The organism is Sagittula sp. S175, assembly GCF_049800975.1.
Classification (GTDB): Bacteria; Pseudomonadota; Alphaproteobacteria; order Rhodobacterales; family Rhodobacteraceae; genus Sagittula.
Genome location: NZ_JBNAGB010000001.1, coordinates 372,059 through 394,031 on the forward strand (window position 1 = coordinate 372,059; position 21,973 = coordinate 394,031).

Sequence of the window (21,973 nt, forward strand, 5' to 3'; positions counted from 1 at the left end):
GGCCGATTGTCACTTGCACTGGCGGTCAGGCCGCCCAGTGTACCTTTGCCTCGTCGATCACTGCGTTGATCGGAGCCTCCATGGCGGGCAGCCCTTTGGCGCCTTCGAGCGCGGCGCGTTTCTCGTCGCCGAAGATCAAGACATGCTTCGACATGGCCCCATCCAGAACCCGCGCCGTCAACGTGATGCGCGGCTCCGGCGCGCCGGGTGCGCGCAATGCCATCAGGATCGGTGCGTCGGGGGCAAGCGCTTCTTCCAGCCGGTCCGCACCGGGAAACAGCGAGGCCGTGTGCATATCCGCGCCCATGCCCAGAAGAACAACCGCCAGCGGCAGCACGTCCTCGATCGGGTGGCCCAGGGCCTCCAAGGCATCTTCCGGCCTGTCCATCGGGGCATAAAGCGGCAGGAAACGGGCTGCGGCCGCGCGGTTCACCAGCAAACGGGATTTGACCAGCGCGGTATTGGACCGCGGGCTATCCTCCGGCACCCACCTTTCGTCCCCCAGCAGCACGTCCACCCGGCTCCAGTCGAGGTCGGCGGCACAAAGGTCGTCAAAGATCGGCCCCGGCGAGGTCCCGCCCGGCACCACCAGCGCGACGCGGTCCTCATGTTGCAATGCTGCGCGCAGATCACCGGCCAGCCGCTGCGCCAGTTCGATGGTCAGCATTTCGCGGTCGGGATATTCCTGAAAATCGTAGGTCATGCTTCGATCTCCCCCCAGTTTCAGGCCCGGATATCGCGCCAGCGACGTCCATCGCGATGCATCAGCATCAAGGCGTCCTCCGGCCCGCTCGACCCCGGTTCGTAGGGCTTTGGCACTTCGCCCCGACGGTTCCATCCTGCGATGATCGGATCGGTCCAGTTCCAGGCCGCTTCCACCTCGTCGCCACGCATGAACAGCGTCTGGTTGCCGCGGATCACGTCCATGATGAGCCGCTCGTAGGCATCCGGCACATCCTCTGCATCCGCGCCAAGCGCCTCGGCAAAGGACATGTCCAGCGCCACGTCTTTCAAACGCATGCCACCCGGCCCCGGCTCCTTGATGGTGACATCCAGCGTCATGCCCTCGTTCGGCTGCAACCGGATCGCCAGCACGTTGCGATGCGTCCCAGCATCCGGGCCAAAGATCGAGTGCGGCGCGTCCTTGAAGACCACGGCGATCTCGGAGGCCCGCGCCTTCAGCTTCTTGCCGGTCCGCAGGTAGAAGGGTGTGCCGGCCCACCGCCAGTTGGAGATGTGGCACTTCAGCGCGACGAAACTCTCGGTGGTGGAGCGTTCATCCTCCACATGCACCCGGTATCCCGGCTGGCTGGCGTCCGCGCCGTATTGCCCACGCACGATGTGGTGATAATCGACGGGGTCGAGGGCGCGGATCACCTTCAGCTTTTCATCGCGCACGGAATCCGGCTCGAACCGTGCAGGCGGCTCCATGGCGATCAGGCACAAGAGCTGCATCAGGTGGTTTTGCACCATGTCCCGCATGGCACCGGATTTGTCGTAGTAGGATCCCCGTCCAGAGACATCGACTGTCTCGGCTACAGTGATCTGGATATGATCGACGTACTGGGCGTTCCACAGCGGTTCGAACAGCATGTTGCCGAAGCGGACCGCCATGAGGTTCTGAACCGTTTCCTTTCCGAGGTAATGGTCGATGCGGTAAATCTGCGTTTCGTGAAAATGCTGCGCCAACGTCGCATTCAGCGCCTTGGCGCTGGCGAGGTCGTGGCCAAACGGCTTTTCGACAACCACCCGGCTGTCATCATCCGCCAGCTTGAAGCTGCGCAGCCTTTCGGCCAGGGCACCGAACAGCGACGGTGCCACGGAAAAATAGAAGGCCCGTACCAACCCCGGACGCAGACGCGCCCTCAAGCCCTTCCAGCCATCGTCCCCCATGGCGTCGACATGTTCGTAGCCGACATGTTGAAGGAAAGAGTCGAGCGTTCCGTCCTCGCAGGCCTGCCCGCCGCCGAACTCGCGCACGGCATCCGCCACCATCTGCCGGAACGCATCGTCGTCCATCTCGGAGCGTGCGGCGCCGATGATTCGCGCCTCCTCGGGCATCTGCCCGGAACAGAAGCGCCGGAACAGCCCGGGCAGGATCTTGCGCCGGGCAAGATCGCCAGTTGCCCCGAAAATCACCAGATCGAAAGGGTCCACCGGAATGACGCGTGACACCATGACTGTCGGTCCTTTCTCGTTTCCCGAGCCGCGCATTGATCCTGTCCCCACCGAGAATGTTAGCGGTAACGCGGCATTTTCGAAGCCGCTCTACCGCATGTTTGCAAGGAAGTCTAACAGCGATGTGGCGCTTCACAATGGCGTGGGGAATTTTCTTCGGGGTAGCCCCCCGCGACATTAGTGCTTAGCAATATTTGGCAGCACGGAGGGCAGGATGAAAGACACGGCCAACATCGGCAAGTTCCAGGACCCGCAGATCACAGCGAAAGGCGAAGCGCGCGCCACGGTGGCGCTCAGCGATCCGCAGACGCTTTGGTTCAACACCGGAACGCTGTGCAACATAACTTGTGCGAACTGCTATATCGAAAGCTCGCCCGAGAATGACGCGCTGGTCTATATCACCGCCGCCGAGGTCGAGGCGTATCTCGATCAACTTGAGGCGCGGAACTGGGGCGTGCGCGAGATCGCCTTCACCGGCGGCGAACCCTTCATGAATCCCGAGATCATTGCCATGCTGCGCGCCAGCCTCGCGCGCGGATACGAGGTTCTGGTGCTGACCAATGCCATGCGCCCGATGATGCGGCCCCGCTTGCAGGAAGGCCTTTGTGCGCTGAAGGCCGAATTCGGCAACCGTCTGACACTGAGGGTTTCTCTGGATCATCACTTGGCGGCCAATCACGACGCGGAACGCGGTTCAGGCAGCTTCGAGAAGACGCTCGAAGGGATGCGATGGCTGCGTGACACCGGCATCCGAATGGCTGTCGCAGGTCGGACGCTGTGGCACGAAACCGATACGCAGGCCCGTGACGGGTACGCCCGGCTATTTGCCGCCGAAGGTTTCGACATCGACGCTACGAATCCCGGCATGACGGTCCTGTTCCCGGAGATGGACGAGACCGTCGAAGTGCCCGAGATCACCACCGCCTGCTGGGGTATCCTGAACAAGGCCCCGACTTCGGTGATGTGCGCCTCGTCGCGCATGGTGGTCAAACGCAAGGGGGCTGCGACGCCCGCCGTTCTGGCCTGCACCCTCCTGCCCTACGATCCGCAATTTGAAATGGGCACGACGCTCGCCGAAGCCGAGGCCGACGTCGCCCTCAATCACCCGCACTGCGCGAAATTCTGCGTCCTCGGCGGCGCCAGCTGCTCCGCCTGACACCCCCGCGATGGCCCAAGACCCTTCGTCCGAAGGGTCTTGGCGTGACGAAGGCTTTTCGTCGAAAAGCCTTCGCGTCCCGCGCCACATCCGGCACCACACCGCGTATGACATGACAGGCGCTTGCGCCCCCGCGCGCCGCGTGTCACCACCGTCGCGACAGGAGAGCCGCGCATGACATATCCCCGCAAGATCATCATCGACACCGATCCCGGTCAGGACGACGCCGTCGCCATCTTGCTGGCGCTGGCCTCTCCGGAGGAGATCGACCTTCTCGGGATCACCACGGTCGCGGGAAACGTGCCGCTGGACCTGACCACCCGTAATGCCCGGATGATCTGCGAACTGGCCGGCAAGCACGAGACGCGCATCTTCGCCGGCTGCGATCGGCCGATGAACCGGACGCTGGTCACGGCGGAATACGTGCACGGCAAGACCGGCCTCGACGGCCCGACCCTGCCCGATCCCACCATGCCGGTGCAGGACCAGCACGCCGTCGACTACATCATCGACACGCTGCGCGCCCAGCCGGAACGGACTGTCACGCTCTGCCCGCTCGGTCCGCTCACGAACGTCGCCACGGCATTGGAGAAAGCACCGGACATCGCCGCCCGCATCCAGGAAATCGTGCTGATGGGTGGCGCGTATTTCGAGGTGGGCAATGTCACCCCGGCCGCCGAGTTCAACATCTACGTCGATCCCCATGCCGCCGATATCGTGTTCAGATCCGGCGTACCGATCACCGTCATGCCGCTGGACGTCACGCACAAGGCGCTCGTCACCAAGGCCCGCAACGATGCGTTCCGCGCGTTGAACACGCGCGTCGGAACCGCCGTGGCACAGATGACCGATTTCTTCGAACGCTTCGACATTGCCAAGTACGGTTCCGAAGGCGCTCCCCTGCATGACCCTTGCGTCATCGGCTACCTTCTGGCGCCACACCTTTTTTCGGGCCGCCATGTCAACGTCTGTATCGAGACACAGTCGGAACTCACTCTCGGCATGACCGTCGCCGATTGGTGGGGCGTCACCGACCGCGCACCCAACGCGACCTTCATGGGTGACATCGACGCCGAGCACTTTTTCAACCTGCTCACCGAGCGTCTGGGCCGCCTATGAAGTCCCTGCACCTCGCGACCCTCGACGACCTTCCGAAACTGCTGCCGATGGTGGCGGGCTTCCATTCTGAAATGGGCTACGACACCACCTCGGAACACCAGCACGCCGCGATCACACCGCTGCTCGAAGGCTCGCCTCACGGTGCCATCTGGCTGATCGGTCCCCGCCGATCTCCGGTTGGCTATCTCGCCATCACCTTTGGCTGGTCGGTCGAATACGGTGGTCTCGATGCCATCGTCGACGAGATCTACATCCGGCCCGCCGTGCGCGGTCGTGGCATGGGGCATGACGCGCTGGACGATATTGCAAAGGCGCTGAAGGATGCCGGGGTGCGGGCCCTGCACCTCGAAGTGGACAGCAGTGACGAACGCGCTCAAACCTTCTATTCGCGCGTCCGCTTCAAGGCGCGCGACCGATACATGTTCATGTCCCGCGTGCTGTAGACGCGACCGGCTCTCTTTCGACGCCCCGCGGACAGACAGCCCCGGCCATGCCCCCTGTCGGGTCGGGGAGTTGAGGACTATATAGGGGCAATGACCCTCTCGATCCCCTTCGACAACAGCTATGCCCGCCTTGAGGGACCGCTGTTCGCCCGCCTGAACCCGGTTCCTGTAGAGGCACCGTCCCTCATTGCCTTCAATGCGCCCTTGGCAGAGCGTCTGGGCATATCGGGCGAAGATGACCCTGATCTGGCCGCTTACTTCTCGGGCAATCGCCTGCCTGCCGGAGCCACTCCCATCGCGCAGGTTTACGCAGGGCACCAGTTTGGCGGCTTCTCGCCGCAACTGGGCGACGGGCGCGCGCATCTGCTGGGAGAGGTCGTTGCACCGGATGGCAGGCGGTTCGACATCCAACTGAAGGGCTCCGGGCCGACGCCCTTCTCCCGCCGTGGCGATGGACGGGCGTGGCTGGGCCCCGTACTGCGCGAATACATCGTGTCAGAGGCGATGCACGCGCTCGGCATTCCGACGACGCGGGCCCTTGCTGCCGTGCGCACCGGTGAAGAAATCATCCGGGAACGCCCTCTGCCCGGCGCCATCCTGACGCGCGTCGCATCCAGCCACATCCGTGTCGGGCATTTCCAGTACTTCGCTGCCCAAGGCGATACTGACAGCCTGCGCACCCTGTTCGAACACAGCCGCGCTCGTCATGCGCCAGAGGCCGACACCCCGCTCGACCTGCTGCGGGCCACCATGAAGAAACAGGTGGACCTCGTGGCGCGCTGGCTCTCCGTAGGCTTCATCCATGGCGTGATGAACACCGACAACTGCACGCTGTCGGGCGAGACGATCGACTACGGTCCCTGTGCCTTCATGGACGACTACGACCCCCGCCGAGTCTATTCCTCCATCGACCGCTTTGGACGCTATGCCTATGCCGCACAGGCAGACATCATCGTCTGGAACATGGCGCAACTGGCCTCGGCTCTGATCCCGCTCGAAACGGACGAGGAAGCCGCCGTCGATGCCTTCCAGTCCGAGATCGAAACCATGCCCGATATGCTTCGCTCCGCCTGGCTAAAGCGCTTCGCGGCCAAGCTGGGCATCGCAGAGCCACGCCCTGAGGACGCTGCCCTGGTCGGCGGTATCCTGGACCTGATGCACAAGGGCGGGTCGGATTTTACCAATACTTTTGCCGCCCTGACCGATGGGTCCGCCCGCGACGAGGTGGCCGACCGCGATGCCTATGCCGACTGGCACACGCGCTTGCAGTCACGGCTGGAGGCCGAGACCGATCCCCGGTCCACCATGGTCGCGGCAAACCCGCGCGTAATTCCACGCAACCACCAGATCGAGGCGATGATTCAAGCCGCGACCGCGGGCGATGATGCGCCGTTCCACCGGCTGCATGCGGCCTTGGCCGATCCATACTCGAGTGATGGTGACAACGACTGGCTGAAGCACCCGCCCGCGCAGCACGAGGTTGTCACCGCGACGTTCTGCGGGACGTGACCCAGATCAGGCCCCTTGGCCTTCCGTCGAGGGCGGCAGCTTGCCCGCCCTCTTGCGCTTGTTGATAAGCACGATCCCCACGGCCACCAGCCCCAGCGCCAGGACGAATTGCGCCCCCACTGGTTCGCCGAACACCAGCCAGCCAAAAACCACTGCCAGTACCGGCGACAGGAAACTGAAAGACGCAATGTCCGAGGCGGGATAGATCGCCATCAGGCGCAGCCAGAACAGGAATCCGAGGCTTGCGACCAGCACGCCATAGCCCATGGCGGCCCAGCTGATCGCATCTGGTGCGCGCAACAGCGGTCCCATCAGGGGCGCAGCCCCCAGCAGGATCACCGAGGATACGGAGAGTTGCCAGAACAGCTGCCCCTCAGCGGGCATTCGGGACACTCTGCCCAAGCGGACGGTCAAGGCAATGCCTGCCCAGCACCAGCACGCCAGAAGCGCCATGAAGTCCCCCGTCAGATTACCCCCCGCCCGGCTATCCGGGTTGGCCAGCGCCCAGCCGACCCCGGCCATGGCCAGCGCCAAACCCAACGCACGACGCGCCGACAGCCGTTCCCCCGGCAGGGTGAAATGCGCCAGCAGCGCCAGCCAGACGGGCATGGAATAAAACACGATGGAGGCGCGTGACACGGACGTCAGGTCCAGCGCCTTGAACAAAAAGATGAACTCGACCCCGAACAGCGTGCCCATCAGCAGGCCCGATTTGAGGCTCATCCTGAGCGGCCCCAAAGTGCGGCGCATCACCAGCAGCCACAGCCCCAAGACGCAAAGTGCCAGCGCCGAGCGCAGTCCGGCACCAAAGACCGGGCCGAACCCGCCGTTCGTCAGCTTGATGACGACCTGATTGAATGCCAGCGCGACGGCGAAAGCCACCATGCCCGCCGCGCCTTGAAGATCCATCGAGTCCTTGCGTTCCATGTCGTCCAAGGACACCGCCCGCGCTGCGCCGTCAATCTCTTTTGACCGGATGGTCAAACATTCTCAACGGCGCGACGCGCATCAGGCCAGCGAGATGTTCACGCGGCGGTTCTGCTTGCCCTTGTTCTCGATCTTGCCCAGCGTGACGTGACCGATCTCGCCGGTGCGCGCCACATGTGTGCCGCCGCAGGGTTGCAGGTCCACCTGTTCGGTGCCCAGACCGATCCGCACCAGACGCACGCGACCCGCCCCGCGCGGGGGCTTCACCGACATGGTCTTGACCAGTTCCGGCCGCTGATCGAGCTCTTCCTCGGTGATCCACCCTTCGGAGACCTCGAGATCCCGGTCCACCAGACCGTTCAGGGCTGCCTCCACCGCGTCCCGGTCCGAAGGCGGCTCGGGCATGGCAAAGTCCAGCCGCCCGGACCCCGCGCCGATCTGACCGCCGGTCACGGGCAAAGGGATCACCACACTCAGCAAATGCAGGGCGGTGTGCACCCGCATGTGGCGATGGCGGCGGTCCCAATCCAGCACCTGCACCACATGCGCCCCCTTCGGCGGCAGCGCCATCGGTTCGGCGGGAACAAGGACCGACGACACGCCGTCTTCGCCCTTGACCGCCGTTGCTATGGGCAGCTTGATCCCATCCCATTCCAGCCAGCCGCTATCCCCCGGCTGCCCGCCGCCCTTCGGATAGAACAGCGGCGGCTCGACGACGACACCGCCCTCGGGCGTATGACCGATGACCCGGCCCGGTGCCTCGCGGCGGTACGGATCATCCCGGTACAGAAGCTCTGTCATGCCTTGTCTCCCTCAGCGCGAACTGTCGCCATCGCCATCCCCACTTCCGTTGCCGTCATTGCCGACGATGTCCAGACCGCCGCCTTCGATAGATTTGGGTTCCGGCACGTCCTTGGGCGTCTCGACGCCGGGTGCGCCAAAACTCGGGCCCTTGAAGGCCTCGGCGTTGCGAACCCAGATGTCGCGCTGCGCAAAGGGGATCTCGATCCCGTCCTTGGTGAAGGCTTCGACGATCTGGTGGCGGATCTCCGTGCGGACATCCATTCCTTTGGTGATGTCGATCAGGACAGCCCTTATTTGGAAATCAAGGCTGTCCGCGCCAAACCCGATAAAGTCCACGCCGGGAGGCGGGTTCATCAGAACCTGATCGTGGTTGCGCACGATGTTCATCAGGATCTTCTGCACCTTACGGGTATCACTGCCATAGGCGACGCCCACCGGCACGATGATGCGGCCCAGCACGTTCCCGCGCGTGTAGTTCGATACCGTCCCGGCAATCAGGTCGGCGTTCGGGACGATCATCTCGTATTTGTCGAAGGTCTCGATCCGCGTGGACCGCACCGAGATGTCCTTTACCGTGCCATGCACGCCGTTGACCTCGATCCAGTCGCCCTCGGAAATCGGGCGTTCGATCAGAAGGATGATCCCCGAGACGAAGTTCGACACCACCGTCTGAAGGCCAAAACCGATACCGACCGACAGCGCACCGGCGACGATGGCCAGCGACGACAGGTCCAGCCCGCCCGCCGTGATCGCCACGATGGCAGCGAGGAATATCCCGAGGTAACCGATCCCCGACGTGATCGCCGTCTGCCCGCCCTTGTCGATCTTGGTCTTGGGCAGGACGGTGCTTTTCAGCGCCCCCTGCAGCAGGCGTGTCAGCATGTAGCCGATGACGAAGACGATGATGACAACCAGAAAATCGGTCGGCGAAATCCGCGTGTCCCCAAAGACAAAGCCTTCGCGGAATCGGGTCCAGACCTCGCTCAGGTCGGCTGTCCGCGCGCCCCAGATCAGCGCCAGGAACGGCAGGGCAGCAGCGCTCAGGACAAAGGCTGCAAGAACCGGGATCAGCCCGTCCCCTTCGGTCCGCAGCCTGTCGGTTATCAGGTCGTTGAGATCGAAGATGAAGCGTTGCAGGACCATCACCATGGCCGCCAGCCCCAGCGTCGCCACGAACGGATAGACCGAGAATTCGCCGAACCGCAGGTAGCCGACCGCCGCCATGACCGTACCGATGACAGCCGTCAGCATCCCGACCCGTCCCAGCAGGCGCATGAGACGGGCGCGGAAGATGCTTGGCTCTTCGTCCTCCGGCACCTCGGCGTTTTCATCGTTACTGATGACGCGGCCAAGGCGGAACAGTCCCAAGGCGGTCAGCACCAGCAGCGGAAATTCCACCACGGCTGTCGTCGCCTCGGAATAGCCGTCCAGCTCGCCCAGGGCCTCGATCACGTCGCGCGCGACGTACAGCCACGCCAGCGCATTCGCCAGCCGCCGCCCCTCGGAACGCGCAGCGTCGTTCAGTTGAACGGTCGACCGGTCTTCAAGTTCGTGAAACGTCTGGTTTGCCAACCAATGCGTACCCAGCAGCAGCGCGGCCCAAAGCTGAAGCTGGTTGAGCAGGAAGTCCCAGCGCATCCCGGTAAATCCGGTGGCCGAGAGCGCCTCGATCAGGGCATAGATCCCGAGATAGGGCAGCAACACTTCGCCCATCGAAACCAGAAACCGGAACACCGCCGTGCCACGCCGCGCATTGCCACGCAGCTTGTGGACGCCCAGCTGAGCCCAGTGCTTGCCGCGCGTGATCAGCACGACACCGATGCCGACCAGCAGCAAGATGAGCGGCAGGTTGCGGCGCGCCTCGGACTGGTAGGCAGGCGAGGTCACATTGTCGATGATCTCCTGCGCGCTCAGTCTCGCCGAGGTCATCAGCGCACTCAGCGCCGCGGGCCAATTCGCCGGGTTCACCGGCGATGGCCCCAGTTCCAGCAACTCGCTGGCCTGTCGGTCCCGGATGATCGTGTCAATCTCGCCGATGATACCATCGGCGCGGGTGTAGGCTTCTTCCGCACGCAGCACCGGCGAACGCAGTTCGGTCAGCTGGTTGGTCAGGTCGGCGCGGCGGGCCGCGATGTCCTCGGGTTCCTCTTCACCCTCGGCGGGGGCCGGTCCCAGAGAGTCGATCTGCGCCCGCACCGTGTTGATGCGGGTTTCGTTGGTGTCCTGGGCCGCAAGAAACTGCGCACGCCAGTCCACCATCCGTTCGCGGATCGCCTCAAGTTCGGCAACCGAGGCGGTGCCAAGGTCCAGCTTCACCTCGTCGGCGCGGGCCCGCAGCTCCCATGCAGTGTAGTCGGGTTGCGCGATGTCCTGCGCCCAAACGGGCACAATTGCGCCACCGGCGATCAGGGCGACCGCCAGCAGCAGCGCCCTGAGGGCTGTGCCGATACGGGTCATGCGTCTTCGAACACGCCCGGGATGCTGGCCGGCGACCGCGTCAGCCACGACGGCGTCGGCAGGCCCTTTTCACGCAGGAACTCGGGGTTGAACAATTTCGACTGGTAGCGTGTGCCGTAATCACAAAGCACGGTCACGATGGTATGGCCCGGTCCCATTTCCTTGGCCATGCGGATCGCGCCCGCCACGTTCACGCCGGACGACCCGCCAAGGCACAACCCTTCTTCCTGCAACAGGTCGAACACCACCGGCAGCGCCTCGTCATCGGCCACCCGCCAGCAGAAATCCGGGGTGAATCCCTCAAGGTTCGCGGTGATGCGGCCCTGCCCGATGCCTTCGGTGATCGAGTTGCCGGGGTTCTCCTCGCCGGTGTAGAGCTTCAGAAGGCCCGCGCCCTCGGGGTCGGCAAGGCCGATCTTCACACCCTTCGGCTGAAGCGCCATGCCCACACCCGCCAGCGTCCCGCCCGACCCAACGGCGCAGACGAAACCATCCACCTTGCCGCCGGTCTGTTCCCAGATTTCCGGGCCAGTGGTGGCGATATGCGCCTCGCGGTTGGCCACGTTGTCGAACTGGTTCGCCCAGATCACGCCCTCGTTCGTGGTGCGCGCCAGTTCTTCGGCCAGACGGCCCGAATAGCGCACGTAGTTGTTCGGATTGGAATAAGGCGCCGCAGGAACCAGCACCAGTTCCGCGCCTGCCAGCCGCAGCATGTCCTTCTTTTCCTGGCTCTGCGTCTCGGGCATGACGATCACCGTCTTGAAGCCCATGGACGCGCCCACCAGGGCCAGACCGATGCCGGTGTTGCCCGCCGTGCCTTCGACGATGGTGCCACCGGGCTTCAGTTCGCCCTTCTCGATCGCGTCCTTGATGATGTACAGCGCCGCGCGGTCCTTCACCGACTGACCGGGGTTCATGAATTCCGCCTTGCCCAGAATTTCGCACCCGGTCATCTCCGAGGCTTTCTTCAGCTTGATCAGCGGCGTGTTCCCAACGGCCTGGGCCAGGTCGGCAGCGATACGCATCTCACGGTCCTTTCGCATCCTTCTTGACCAGAAGGTGTAGGACCGCGACCGGGGGAACTCAAGGGCCGGAAGGCGTCAGACTCCGGCCCGCAACGCTTCGCGCTTGGCCGCCAGACCGTAGAGCAGCATCTGCAAAGGCACCGCGTTGATTTCACCGCTGTCGACCAGAGCCAGGGCATCAGAGAAGGACATGACGTGGTTGCGGATGTCCTCGTGTTCGACATCCAGCCCATTCAGCGACTGCGCCTCCCGCTGGGCCAAATCGCACAGACCGATGAAGTTGTGATAAAATTCAGTGCTGTAACCCGGCGAAGCATAGCCCTTGGATAATGGGATCAGCCGTTTCAACGCCAGCCCCGCCTCTTCCTCCGCCTCGCGGCGCGCCGCCTGTTCCGGAGTTTCGCAGGCGTCCACCAACCCCGCGACAGGTTCCAGCACCCAGGGCGCGGGATCGCCCCGCAGGATTGGACCAAACCGCAGCTGCTCCACCAGCAGCACCTTGTCGGTCACGGGATCGTAGGGCAGGACCAAGGCCACGTCATAGGAAACAAAGCACTCGCGCTCGAGCACATCGCCCCAGGACCCGTCAAACCGACGATACCGCAGCGCAAAGGGGCGCATCCGAAAGAACCCGTCGTAGCCTTTGGCAAATCCCTGCACCTCGACATCCGAAATGTCCATCGTGGTGCGCACGGTCTGCGGTGCGGCGTCCCGCGCGATGACCTGCGCCCAAGCCCGCCCGCGCAGGAAGGGCATCAACCGGCCGACCGGCTCTGCGCCTTCACCTTGGAACCGGTCCATGACCTCTTGTGCGGCCAAGCGGCTGACCTTGCCCCAAGGCACTTGCCATTCCGCCAGAACCCAAGGCTCCCCCTCGCCCGGCTCGTCGGGAAAGTAGACCTTTGCCGGGCAGTCCACGCCGTCGACCTGAACGACAACATCTCGCAGAGTATATCCAAATCCGCCCTCGTAAAAATCGAGCCGGGCAAGGTCAGCGTCGGTCAGATCGCGCATCAGCACACCAAGCGCCTGCCCCTCCCCCTCCCGGATCAACGGGAACGCAGCACCCGGCGCCGCACAGACCTCGTACCCGGGCAAAACCGCCGCCTGCCCGGTCAATGGGCGCCCCAGAACAACCTCGCGCAGACCATCGTCGCGCAAAGTTCCGTAAAAGAACAAGTCCGCCAATATCTTACTTCCAGCGCTGACCGGCGATCTCGGTCACGATCCCGGCGAGCACGGCACCAGTGATCAACGTAATGATGATCGGGCCGTCCAGCATCTTCTGCCCGAACTCAATCGAGAGGTCGAAAATCGCCCCGACGGCCTCCCACGGGCTGCCATAGCGATGCTTCATCGACCGCCCGAACATCTCGTATGCGCCCTGAATGAACAGGCCCCAGAACACCAGCATCACCACCGCCGTCAGACCGTTGGAAATGCCCGAGGCAAAGCCGCGACCGGCCCGGGCACCAAGGATCATCCAGCCGCACAGGAAACCGATCACGACGTTGACGTAATTGAAGATCCCGAAGTTCGTGTTTTCAGGAAACACGTCCCGGATCGCCTCGGATGCCAGCCATGCCACGATCGCAATACAGAATGCTCCGATAAGCTTGGCGGCAGTGGGCATGGATCAGGCGGGCCTCGTGATGGTGATCTGCGTCACGTCACAGTTACCGCTGTGAAACGTCGCCGCGCAAGAGGCGAGGTAGAAATTCCACATTCTGCGGAAACGGTCATCGAATCCCAGCCGCGATATATCGTGCCACCGGTCGTTGAAGTCCTCATGCCAGCGCCGCAACGTCTGGCTGTAGCTTTCACCGAATTCGATCGAACGCACCACCTGCAAACCTGCGCGCTCGACTTCGGCCCGCAGGACGTTCGGACTGGGCAGCATTCCACCCGGGAAGATGTATTTCTGTATGAAATCCACGCCCTTACGATAGACCTCCCAGCGCTTGTGCTGAACCGTGATGACCTGCAAGGTGGCATGGCCACCGGGTTTCAGCCGCGCCTTCACCGTGTCAAAGTAAACCGGCCAGTATTTCTCGCCGACGGCCTCGAACATCTCGATGCTGGCGATGCCGTCATATGTGCCCCGTTCGTCACGGTAATCCTGCAATTTCAATTCGACCCGATCCGACAGCCCCGCCCGCGCGACCCGATCCTGAGCGTATTTCAACTGCTCCTTCGACAGGGTCAGCCCGGTCACGCGCAGGCCCCGCTCCTTCGCGGCATATTCTGCAAAGCCCCCCCAGCCGCAGCCAATTTCCAGCACATGATCCCCGGGTTTCGCGCCCATCTGATCCACCATGCTGGCGTATTTGGCGATTTGCGCCTTCTCGAGGCTCTCCTGCCCCGTCTCGAACAAGGCCGAGCTGTAGGTCATCGTGTCATCCAGCCACATGCCGTAGAAATCGTTCCCGAGGTCATAGTGGTGCGCGATGTTCTTTCGGGCCTGCCGCTTCGAGTTGGACTGAAGCCAGAATCGGAAATTCTCCCATGCCCGCACCAAGCCCTGCCCCGGGAACTCATCGTACAGCGAGTCCTCGTTCGCATGAACCAGGTCCAGAAAGGCCATGAGGTCCGGCGTTGTCCACGCCCCGTCCATGTAGGCTTCGCAAAATCCAAGGTCGCCCTCGCGGATCAAACGGGCGAAAATATCGTCATCGTGCAGATGCACCTCGGCCACCGGCCCCGGTCCCGCTCCCTCGGCGCGAAACCTCCGTCCGTCCGGCAAAACCATTTCCAGACGGCCACACTCCATGTTCTGCGCCATGTGAAAGACGTGCCCGAAATAGCGCGGCAAAGAGGGCTGATGGTCGAGCGTCGTCAGGATCATGGTGAGCTTTCGATTTTCATTTACAGGGAAGGAGTTTATGCTGAACCCGATGGCCGGCAAGCTTCGGGCTTGGGATTTCCGGCGAACTGGTGTTTTACTGTGTCTGATACGTCGGGTGGGGAAACCCGGATCAATTTCAAAGGCTCAGGCAAAGCCGAATAGGAGTAGCGGGTCGTGAAACGACAAATTCTGATTGCGTGCATTCTGGTCGCCGGGCTGGCGGGATGCGAAACGGTTCAACAGGTGGTCCAACCCGTGACAGCCCCGGTGCGCAACACGGACGGGCCGATCACCCTGTCCGGCACCCCGACCCTATCGGCCCCAGCACCGATCCGTCAGGATGCCCCCAAGGCACAGAACTGGCGCCGCGATCTGCCGCGCAACATCGCCTATTTCAACATGGGCGATGCCTCTGTCGCCATCTACGACAGCGCAGACCGCAGCAACCAGACGGGCAAGCTCTTGCCCGGCGAAGGTGGCTTCATCCAGACCTGCGACGACGCCAAACCGGTGTGCAAGATGAATTTCGGCTCCGGCCGCAGCGGCTGGGTCTCGATGAACTCCATGGCAGGCGTGTCCAGCTGACGGCCCGCCTCACCAGGGCATCATTGACCGTTTCAACCAGCGCGGCAAAGCAGGCAACATCCAGGCGGTCAGCGCCAGAAACACGCCACGTCGTGCGGGCAACAGAAATGCCCGCGCGTCCATGCTGCACCCTTCCGAAACCAGCCGGCGCACATCCCGCGCCGGCAATTCGCTGGCCAAAGCCCGGTGCGCCATCTCGCGCAGACTAAGCGCCTCTCCGCTGGCCGTCGGCACGCAATGCATGCGCAAGGCCGTCCGCAGCGCCATCAATCGTCCCTTCCGCACAGCATCGGTATCCGCGGACAGCCCGTTGGGACGCAGCCTGTAGCGCAGGTGATCCGCGTCCAATCCGCGCAGGCAGAATCCCTCGCCTGCAAGCCGGATCATGAACTCCAGCTCGGCCCCCTGCACCATGTCTTCACGCAGCCCCCCCAGTTCGGCAAAAACCGCTCGAGACACGGACAGGTTCGACAAAGGCCCAACCGGGTTGTCCGTCAAAAGAACCGGGACGGTTGTCAAACCGGGCGCCACATTCGACCAGTGCAGAATATCCTCCGGCACATCGTGAAAGACGCCGACCCGTCCAAACGCCGCATCTGCCAGACCACCCAGCACTGCATCCGCCGCATCCCCAAGCTTGTTCGGTTGCCACAGGTCGTCCGCATCACAAAAGGCCAGCAGGTCGCCCCGTGCGAGGTCCATAGCGCCGTGATTTCGCGCGGCACTTGGCCCCGGACGCGGGCTGCGCGCAAGACGGATGCGCGGCTCCTCCGCCGCCAGCTTTGCGGCAATTGCAAAGGTGCCGTCATCCGATCCGCCATCGACGAGGATCGCTTCCCAACGTGTCCAGGTCTGGGCGCGGATGGACTCGATGGTTTCTGCCAGCGTATCAGCGGCATTGAACATCGGTACGATGACAGAGATCAACGCCATCCCGCGCCCTCCGCCGTCCGTTTGCCGATTGGTCTCCTTCCCGCGGTTGCACTGAACCGTTCTTCTCCCGTCGCCTGCATAACGCTGCCTGTCCACTCAATGCTTTGTTAACCATTATTGTTCTGACGCCGACATTGTCCCGCGCGCGCCCGTAGAGCGTGAAGCCGCCTTTGTGGTGCCGCCTATCCGAACGGACAGGACACCCGTCCGATCAATAGCCCCTGATCCCGAAGCCGCTGAAAACTATAAACATTTATCCGAAATACATCTTAAAGGAGGCGATGTCGGCTGTTTCACCCCAATGAAACGACCGGGGCAGCAGCCCGCGCTTTCCGCGCGGCCTCTATGCTGGCGGCCAATCCATGACCTCCCGCCAATGCGGCCTCCTCGACAGCGACAAGCGCATCGCGCAAACCGGGCTGGCCAAAGGCCGCCGCGCTGCCCGCCACCCGATGCGCCTCCTCGGCCAGAGCCTCGCGCTCCTCGTTTGCCATGCTCTCCGGAACGATCCTGCCGAACCATTCAAAGAGCGCCGCCACCTCGCGATTGTACCGCACGCAAAGCCCCGCACCACGCCCCGAGGCCCGTTCGGGGCAGCACGCGAACAGGACACGCGTCAGATCGTCCTGTGACAACGGCTTGGCAAGGAAACCGCTCATCCCCGCCGCGACAAAGCGATCCCGCGCTTCCGGCAGGACGTTGGCGGACAGCGCCATGATCGGCACTTCCCGACAGGCACCCTGCCCGGCCCGGATGGCGCGTGTGGCTTCCAGCCCGTCCATCACCGGCATGCGGATGTCCATCAGGATCACGTCAAAGCGATGCCCTTGCGCGGAAGCCACGGCCTCCGCACCATTGCGCGCCTCCGTCACGCGATGCCCGCCCGCACGCAGCATGTCGCGCGCAAGTTCAAGATTGATCTCGTTATCTTCGACCAAAAGGACGTCGCGCACCGGAGCCACCAGCGCGTCGGCCCCGGCAGCCTCGTCCCCCGGTGCCTCCGCCGTCTGCAAGGGCAGTCTCACCCAGAAGACGCAGCCCTCGCCCGGCTCGCTCTCCACGCCGATCTCGCCCCCCATGGCCCCGACGAACCGGCGCGCGATGCCAAGACCAAGACCGGTGCCCGGCTCTTCGCCACCCGCCGTCTGAAAATCGACGAACACACGCTCCCGGTCGGTCTCGGCCAACCCCGGCCCGGTGTCGATCACGCGGAATTCGAGATCCGGCGCTTCGGCCTCCACCTCGACGATGATTTGCCCGTCGCGCGTGAACTTGATCGCGTTCCCCACGAGGTTCAACAAAGCCTGGCTCAGGCGGACGGCGTCCAACCGCACCCAGTCGACCTTTGGGCCGACCCACTCCCAACGCATGACATTGCCGCGCGCGGCGGCTGCCCCTTGCTGCGATGCCACGAGGTCGCCGACCAACTGACCGAGATTCACCACCTCGACCGAGGTGCCTGCCGCCCCGGCCTCGAAGCGCGCCACGTCCAGCACCGCATCCACATGCCGCATCAGCACTGCGCCCGAAGTCTCCATGTTGCGCAGGTAGCGCCCTTGTTCTCCGTCCAGTGCGGTCCCTTTCAACAGGGACAGGTTGCCCAGCAGCCCATTCAAGGGTGTGCGGATTTCGTGCGTCATCATCGCAAGGAACTCGGACTTGGCCTGTTCTCCGGCCAAGGCCCGGTCGCGCGCCTTGACCAGCTCGGTCTCCTGCCGCACCCGGTGTGAAATGTCGCGCAGGAAACCGACGATCAGCTCCTGGTCTCCGGTCCGCGCGCGCTCCAGCGCCATCTCGACCGGAAAGACCTCGCCGCCCTTGCGCTGTGCCTCAAGCCGGACCCGTCCCTGCCCGACTACAGCAACCTCACCGGTCTGCTTCATCCGCGCCATGCCCGCCTCATGCGCTGCGCGCACGTCTTCGGGCACCATGACCTCACCGATACTCCGCCCCCAGACCTCGTCGTAGCGATAGCCAAAGATACGCTCGGCGGCCGGATTGAAATTCAGGATCTTGCCGTCGAGGTCGCTGACGATGACCGCGTCCAGGGCCGTGTCCATGATGGTGTTGAGCCGCGCATAGGCGCCCGCCAACTCCTGCCCCCGGCGCTCGATCTGACGACCGACCCGCCGCGTGTGCCGCAGCAGCAAGAGCAGCGCAAGCAGCAGCACGACAACCACCACCCCGAGCCGCAGCAAGGTGACGGCGACCGTCTCGCGGCTCTGATCAGACAGAACCGCGAAATACTGCAATCCATTGGTGGTTGCCTCACGCAACCGCGGACGAAGGATCGTGGTTTCCCGCTCCAAGGCGGGCAAAGCCGCAATCAACCCTTCGGATGGTCCGTCCATCACGGGAATCATCCGGTCCAATGCATCTCGTATTGCGGTGGTGGATGACCCGAACCCGATCGTCTCGCGCAATGGCGCGTACAGAGCACCGGTCGTCAGGGTCGTGATCCGGCTGTAGAACACATCGAATTCCTCGACCACCTGCTCCAGCGCCTGCGGACTTGCTTCCATCTGCGCCATGTGGATGGCACGCTGGAATTCCAGGAATTCCACCTCGGCCTGGCTCAAAGCCCAATGCACGTTGTCGGAATTGGCCGAATTGTAGAAGCGGAACTCCCGCACGATTTCGGCAATCAGGAAGGCAATCGCCACCAGACACAGCAGCCCGCCGACAACAACCGCCAGCGACATCCCACGGGTACGCCCGGACCGCTCCCGCATGAATGCGGAGGCCCGCCTGTTCATTTCCCGAGGATCATCCTGTCGAGCTGCCATATGCTCCGGGAATAGATCACTTCGGTGCGATAGTCACTCGAAGACGCGTAGGGGTAGATCAGCCAAAGCGGCCCCTTGTCCCGGCGCGACATCAGAGCCCCGTCCATGGCATAAGCCAGGATCGGACCGTCTTCGGTCGCGTCGGTGATCGGTATCTCCACGCGGTAGTCGTTGATCGCCGCGGCCTCGATCTTTTCGGCGTCGGCCTCCAGCAAGTCCAGCAGCGTCTTCAAACGGATGCCCGTGAAGTGACTGGTGTCCGGCGTCCAGATTGTATCCGTGACGATTTCGCTCTCGCCCAGGGCGCGCAGCATCGCGAGGTCGAATTCCGCCGCAGTGCCATCTACCGAATTGGTGACACCAATCTCCCCTGTGACCGTCAGGATCACACGCCCCTCCGGACGCGCCAGAGGGTCTGCAGCCAGCGGAAAAGCGAATGTCACCCAGACCGACAAGGCAGCTTGGGCGATCCCGAGGCTTGTGGACGGGGCTATCATCTGGCGAGTCCTCCTGCGTCATGGTGCTTATGCCAGCCCTACTCCACCAGACCACAGGGACTTCGGGATGGGCGACCTGTCCGTAGGGATAGTTTCCAGCCTCGCAACATAGCCGAAGTCAGCCGATGGATTAAGTCCGGCGTCCCCTCATCGCCGCTCAAGGAGTCCCCGAGGCGCCTTCCACAGGTGTAAAACAGCACGCCGGTTTTTCTCTTGGGTCATACCGCAGGTTGTCATAACCTGCCCAGCGGCTAACACTGTCTGTACCAATGATCCGGAAGGCGCCCGCCGTGATGAGAGTTCTGATTGCCGACGACCATGATCTTTTGCGCGACACGCTGATCGCCTTTCTCGGGGACGAAGGTTTCGAACTCGGCAGTGCCGCCACCTTCGAGGAGGCATGCACGCGGATCCGCGAGGACGCGCCCTACAATCTCGTCCTGCTCGATTACAAGATGCCCGGCATGCGCGGTCTCGACAGCCTGACCGAAGCCATGGCGCTGAACGGCGGTCAACGCGTTGCCCTGATCTCCGGCAATGCCACCCGCGAAGTGGCGGAACAGGCTCTTGGCCTCGGCGCCGCCGGTTTCGTGCCAAAGACCCTGCCAGCAAAATCGCTGGTCAATGCGGTGCGCTTCATGGCCATGGGCGAGCAATACGCGCCCATCGACTTCATGACGGCTCCCTCCGAACCCGACCCCACCAGCAACGTGGCAAAGCTCACGCGCCGCGAACGCGAGGTCCTCGACGGGCTGGCAAAGGGCAAATCCAACAAGGAAATCGCCCGCGACCTCGACCTGACAGAACCGACCATCAAGCTGCATCTCAAGACCCTGTTCCGCAAGCTCGAGGTCAACAACCGCACTCAGGCCGCCATCATCGCCCGCGACGCCGGTCTCAGCTGATCCGGCCCGTACTGCACGACCGCCTGCCTTCATCTTGATCCAAATACCCTCGGGGGAGTCGCGTCAGCGACGGGGGCAGCGCCCCCTGCGGACGCAGTCCGCGCCAGCTCAGAACCCTCGGTTCTCGTATGCCTTCAATGCCTTTTCACGCCCCGACTTCACGTCCACGATCGGCTCCGGATAGGCATCCCCGGCGGACAGCGGCCAACTCTCCGGGATAGCATCGAAATAGGCCAGAGCCTCCTCTGCAGGTTCCGATCGCTCCTCGGCGATCCAGCGGTTCACGTACGCCCGGTCGGGATCGAACTTCTCGCGCTGCGTCACCGGGTTGAAGACCCGAAAGTACGGCGTCGCATCCGGTCCCGACCCCGCCGACCACTGCCAGCCCATCGCATTGGACGCCGGGTCCCAGTCGATCAGGCAGTCCTCGAACCACTTCTGGCCGACCCGCCAGTGGCACATCAGGTGCTTTGTCAGGTAGGACGCCACGATCATCCGAACCCGGTTGTGCATACGGCCGGTGACATACATCTCGCGCATCCCGGCATCGACGAACCGTATCCCCGTGCGCCCCTGCTTCCATGCCTTCACCTCTTTCAGACGCTCGTCCTCGTTCCACGGGAACGCGTCCCACTCCTCGCGCCAGTTGTCCGTCAGGATACGCGGCGTGTGCCACATCAGGTGATAGGCAAACTCGCGCCAGACCAATTCCTTCAGGAACGTCTCGGCCCCAGCTTTCCCGGCCTCAACGGCCCGCAATCCCGCGTGCCAGCACTGCGCCGGGGAGATCTCACCCAACGACAGGTTCTCGGACAGGCCCGAGGTCCCATCCTCCGACACCCGGTCCCGCGCCTCGGCGTAGTCCGCCACCTTGTCGCGCATGAAGACACCCAGCCGCGTCTGCGCCGCCTGCTCTCCCAACCGAACATATGGCCGCACAACCTCCGCCCCACGCCGCATCGCCGCCCCCAAGGCCCACTCCGCCAATGCCTCGCTCTCTGGCCAGGTCCCCGGCGCCTTCAACTCCGATGGCGCGTTCACCGGCGCTGCCACATCGCGCCCCTTCACCGACTTCCAGAACGGCGTGTAGACCTTGTAAAACGCCCCCTGCTGCGTCTCGACGCTCCAGGGTTCGAACATCAGGTGGCCGGTAAAACTCTCAGCCTCGACACCGCGTGCCTTCAGCGCCTCCTTGACCCGCGTATCGCGTTCGACGCTGTCCGGATCATAAGCCCGCGACCAGTAGACCGCGCCTGCCCCTGTCTCTTCGACCAGTTCCTCCAGCACCTCCCGCGCAGGTCCCGACCGCAGCACCAGGCGCGACCCGACTTCCTGCAACGCCGCCCCAAAGCACTCCACGCCCAGACCCAGCCGCCACTTCGGCGCCGCCCCTAACCCATCGACCATGGCATCGCGGATAAAGACCGGGATGACCGGACCACCGCGCTTTACCGCAGCGGACAGCGCCGCATGATCGGACAGGCGCAAATCACGACGAAACCAGACAATCGTGGGGGATGCAGACATGGAACCTCCTGTTTCGCAGGCAACTTAGAACGAAAGCCTTGCAAACAACCCCAAGCCGGAAATTCGCAGCCCCCTGCTTCTTTGGTTTTTCAAATACCCTCGGGGGTGAGCTCCGCAGGAGCGAGGGGGCAGAGCCCCCACCGTGGACCGCCTGACAACTTGCAGTCCCCGTGCAACGCACGACAATCCGGACAGGGCTGCGCGGGCGCAGCCCGCGCCGGTGGCCGCCGATGCACCCGGGGCAAACTCCCCAACTCCCCGGCAGCCCCCACCAGGA

At 63.6% G+C, this 21,973-nt stretch carries 19 protein-coding genes; 6 read left to right on the forward strand and 13 right to left on the reverse strand.

Features of this window, described 5'->3' with window-relative positions:
• Positions 1-25 precede the first annotated feature (25 nt).
• A complete protein-coding gene (pgl, locus tag ACP16H_RS01805) occupies positions 26-703 on the reverse strand; it encodes a 6-phosphogluconolactonase (protein ID WP_425070521.1) in 678 nt (225 codons plus the stop codon).
• 20 nt (positions 704-723) lie between these two features.
• Positions 724-2,178 (reverse strand): glucose-6-phosphate dehydrogenase, encoded by a 1,455-nt coding sequence (gene zwf, locus ACP16H_RS01810; protein ID WP_425070522.1) that lies wholly within the window; start codon positions 2,176-2,178, stop codon positions 724-726.
• A gap of 214 nt (positions 2,179-2,392) precedes the next feature.
• Here zwf and ACP16H_RS01815 point away from each other — a divergent pair, with 214 nt between their 5' ends.
• From ACP16H_RS01815 to ACP16H_RS01830, 4 genes are all read left to right on the forward strand, one after another.
• Complete coding sequence (locus ACP16H_RS01815; RefSeq protein ID WP_425070523.1) at positions 2,393-3,334, forward strand: radical SAM protein; 942 nt, start codon at positions 2,393-2,395, stop codon at positions 3,332-3,334.
• A 174-nt stretch (positions 3,335-3,508) separates the two neighbouring features.
• Positions 3,509-4,453, forward strand: a complete 945-nt coding sequence (locus tag ACP16H_RS01820; protein ID WP_425070524.1) for a nucleoside hydrolase — start codon at positions 3,509-3,511, stop codon at positions 4,451-4,453.
• Complete coding sequence (locus ACP16H_RS01825) at positions 4,450-4,896, forward strand: GNAT family N-acetyltransferase (protein WP_425070525.1); 447 nt, start codon at positions 4,450-4,452, stop codon at positions 4,894-4,896. The genes ACP16H_RS01820 and ACP16H_RS01825 overlap by 4 nt, the downstream gene beginning before the upstream one ends.
• Before the next feature lie 90 nt (positions 4,897-4,986).
• Positions 4,987-6,405, forward strand: a complete 1,419-nt coding sequence (locus ACP16H_RS01830; RefSeq protein ID WP_425070526.1) for a protein adenylyltransferase SelO — start codon at positions 4,987-4,989, stop codon at positions 6,403-6,405.
• 6 nt (positions 6,406-6,411) lie between these two features.
• Here the strand turns inward: ACP16H_RS01830 and ACP16H_RS01835 are convergent, their stop codons facing one another.
• The 7 genes from ACP16H_RS01835 to ACP16H_RS01865 all read right to left on the reverse strand — a co-directional run bounded on the left by ACP16H_RS01835 (position 6,412) and on the right by ACP16H_RS01865 (position 14,463).
• On the reverse strand, positions 6,412-7,332 hold the full coding sequence (locus ACP16H_RS01835; RefSeq protein WP_425070784.1) for a DMT family transporter: 921 nt from the start codon (positions 7,330-7,332) through the stop codon (positions 6,412-6,414).
• A gap of 81 nt (positions 7,333-7,413) precedes the next feature.
• Positions 7,414-8,133, reverse strand: a complete 720-nt coding sequence (locus ACP16H_RS01840) for an alanyl-tRNA editing protein (RefSeq protein ID WP_425070527.1) — start codon at positions 8,131-8,133, stop codon at positions 7,414-7,416.
• 12 nt (positions 8,134-8,145) lie between these two features.
• The gene (locus ACP16H_RS01845) at positions 8,146-10,593 is read right to left on the reverse strand and encodes a DUF3772 domain-containing protein (RefSeq protein WP_425070528.1); all 2,448 of its coding nucleotides are present in this window, start codon (positions 10,591-10,593) and stop codon (positions 8,146-8,148) included.
• The gene (locus ACP16H_RS01850) at positions 10,590-11,618 is read right to left on the reverse strand and encodes a cysteine synthase A (RefSeq protein WP_425070529.1); all 1,029 of its coding nucleotides are present in this window, start codon (positions 11,616-11,618) and stop codon (positions 10,590-10,592) included. Before ACP16H_RS01850 ends, ACP16H_RS01845 begins: the two co-directional genes overlap by 4 nt.
• 75 nt (positions 11,619-11,693) lie before the next feature.
• Entirely contained in the window at positions 11,694-12,806 is a 1,113-nt protein-coding gene (locus ACP16H_RS01855) for a gamma-glutamylcyclotransferase (protein ID WP_425070530.1), read from the reverse strand.
• A 4-nt stretch (positions 12,807-12,810) separates the two neighbouring features.
• Entirely contained in the window at positions 12,811-13,251 is a 441-nt protein-coding gene (locus ACP16H_RS01860; RefSeq protein WP_425070531.1) for a TrgA family protein, read from the reverse strand.
• A gap of 3 nt (positions 13,252-13,254) precedes the next feature.
• A complete protein-coding gene (locus ACP16H_RS01865; RefSeq protein WP_425070532.1) occupies positions 13,255-14,463 on the reverse strand; it encodes a class I SAM-dependent methyltransferase in 1,209 nt (402 codons plus the stop codon).
• 174 nt (positions 14,464-14,637) lie between these two features.
• On the opposite strand from ACP16H_RS01865, the gene ACP16H_RS01870 reads away from it, so the two are divergent.
• Complete coding sequence (locus ACP16H_RS01870) at positions 14,638-15,048, forward strand: hypothetical protein (protein ID WP_425070533.1); 411 nt, start codon at positions 14,638-14,640, stop codon at positions 15,046-15,048.
• A 9-nt stretch (positions 15,049-15,057) separates the two neighbouring features.
• Here the strand turns inward: ACP16H_RS01870 and ACP16H_RS01875 are convergent, their stop codons facing one another.
• The 3 genes from ACP16H_RS01875 to ACP16H_RS01885 form a co-directional block, all read right to left on the reverse strand.
• Positions 15,058-15,981: a glycosyltransferase family 2 protein gene (locus ACP16H_RS01875; RefSeq protein ID WP_425070534.1), complete on the reverse strand. Its 924-nt coding sequence runs from the start codon at positions 15,979-15,981 to the stop codon at positions 15,058-15,060.
• A gap of 293 nt (positions 15,982-16,274) precedes the next feature.
• Positions 16,275-18,737 (reverse strand): PAS domain S-box protein, encoded by a 2,463-nt coding sequence (locus ACP16H_RS01880; RefSeq protein ID WP_425070535.1) that lies wholly within the window; start codon positions 18,735-18,737, stop codon positions 16,275-16,277.
• Complete coding sequence (locus ACP16H_RS01885) at positions 18,734-19,264, reverse strand: molybdopterin-dependent oxidoreductase (RefSeq protein ID WP_425070536.1); 531 nt, start codon at positions 19,262-19,264, stop codon at positions 18,734-18,736. Before ACP16H_RS01885 ends, ACP16H_RS01880 begins: the two co-directional genes overlap by 4 nt.
• Before the next feature lie 293 nt (positions 19,265-19,557).
• On the opposite strand from ACP16H_RS01885, the gene ACP16H_RS01890 reads away from it, so the two are divergent.
• Positions 19,558-20,169: a response regulator transcription factor gene (locus ACP16H_RS01890; RefSeq protein WP_425070537.1), complete on the forward strand. Its 612-nt coding sequence runs from the start codon at positions 19,558-19,560 to the stop codon at positions 20,167-20,169.
• 108 nt (positions 20,170-20,277) lie between these two features.
• Here ACP16H_RS01890 and ACP16H_RS01895 read toward each other — a convergent pair whose 3' ends face one another.
• The gene (locus ACP16H_RS01895; protein ID WP_425070538.1) at positions 20,278-21,696 is read right to left on the reverse strand and encodes a cryptochrome/photolyase family protein; all 1,419 of its coding nucleotides are present in this window, start codon (positions 21,694-21,696) and stop codon (positions 20,278-20,280) included.
• Positions 21,697-21,973: the final 277 nt, after the last annotated feature.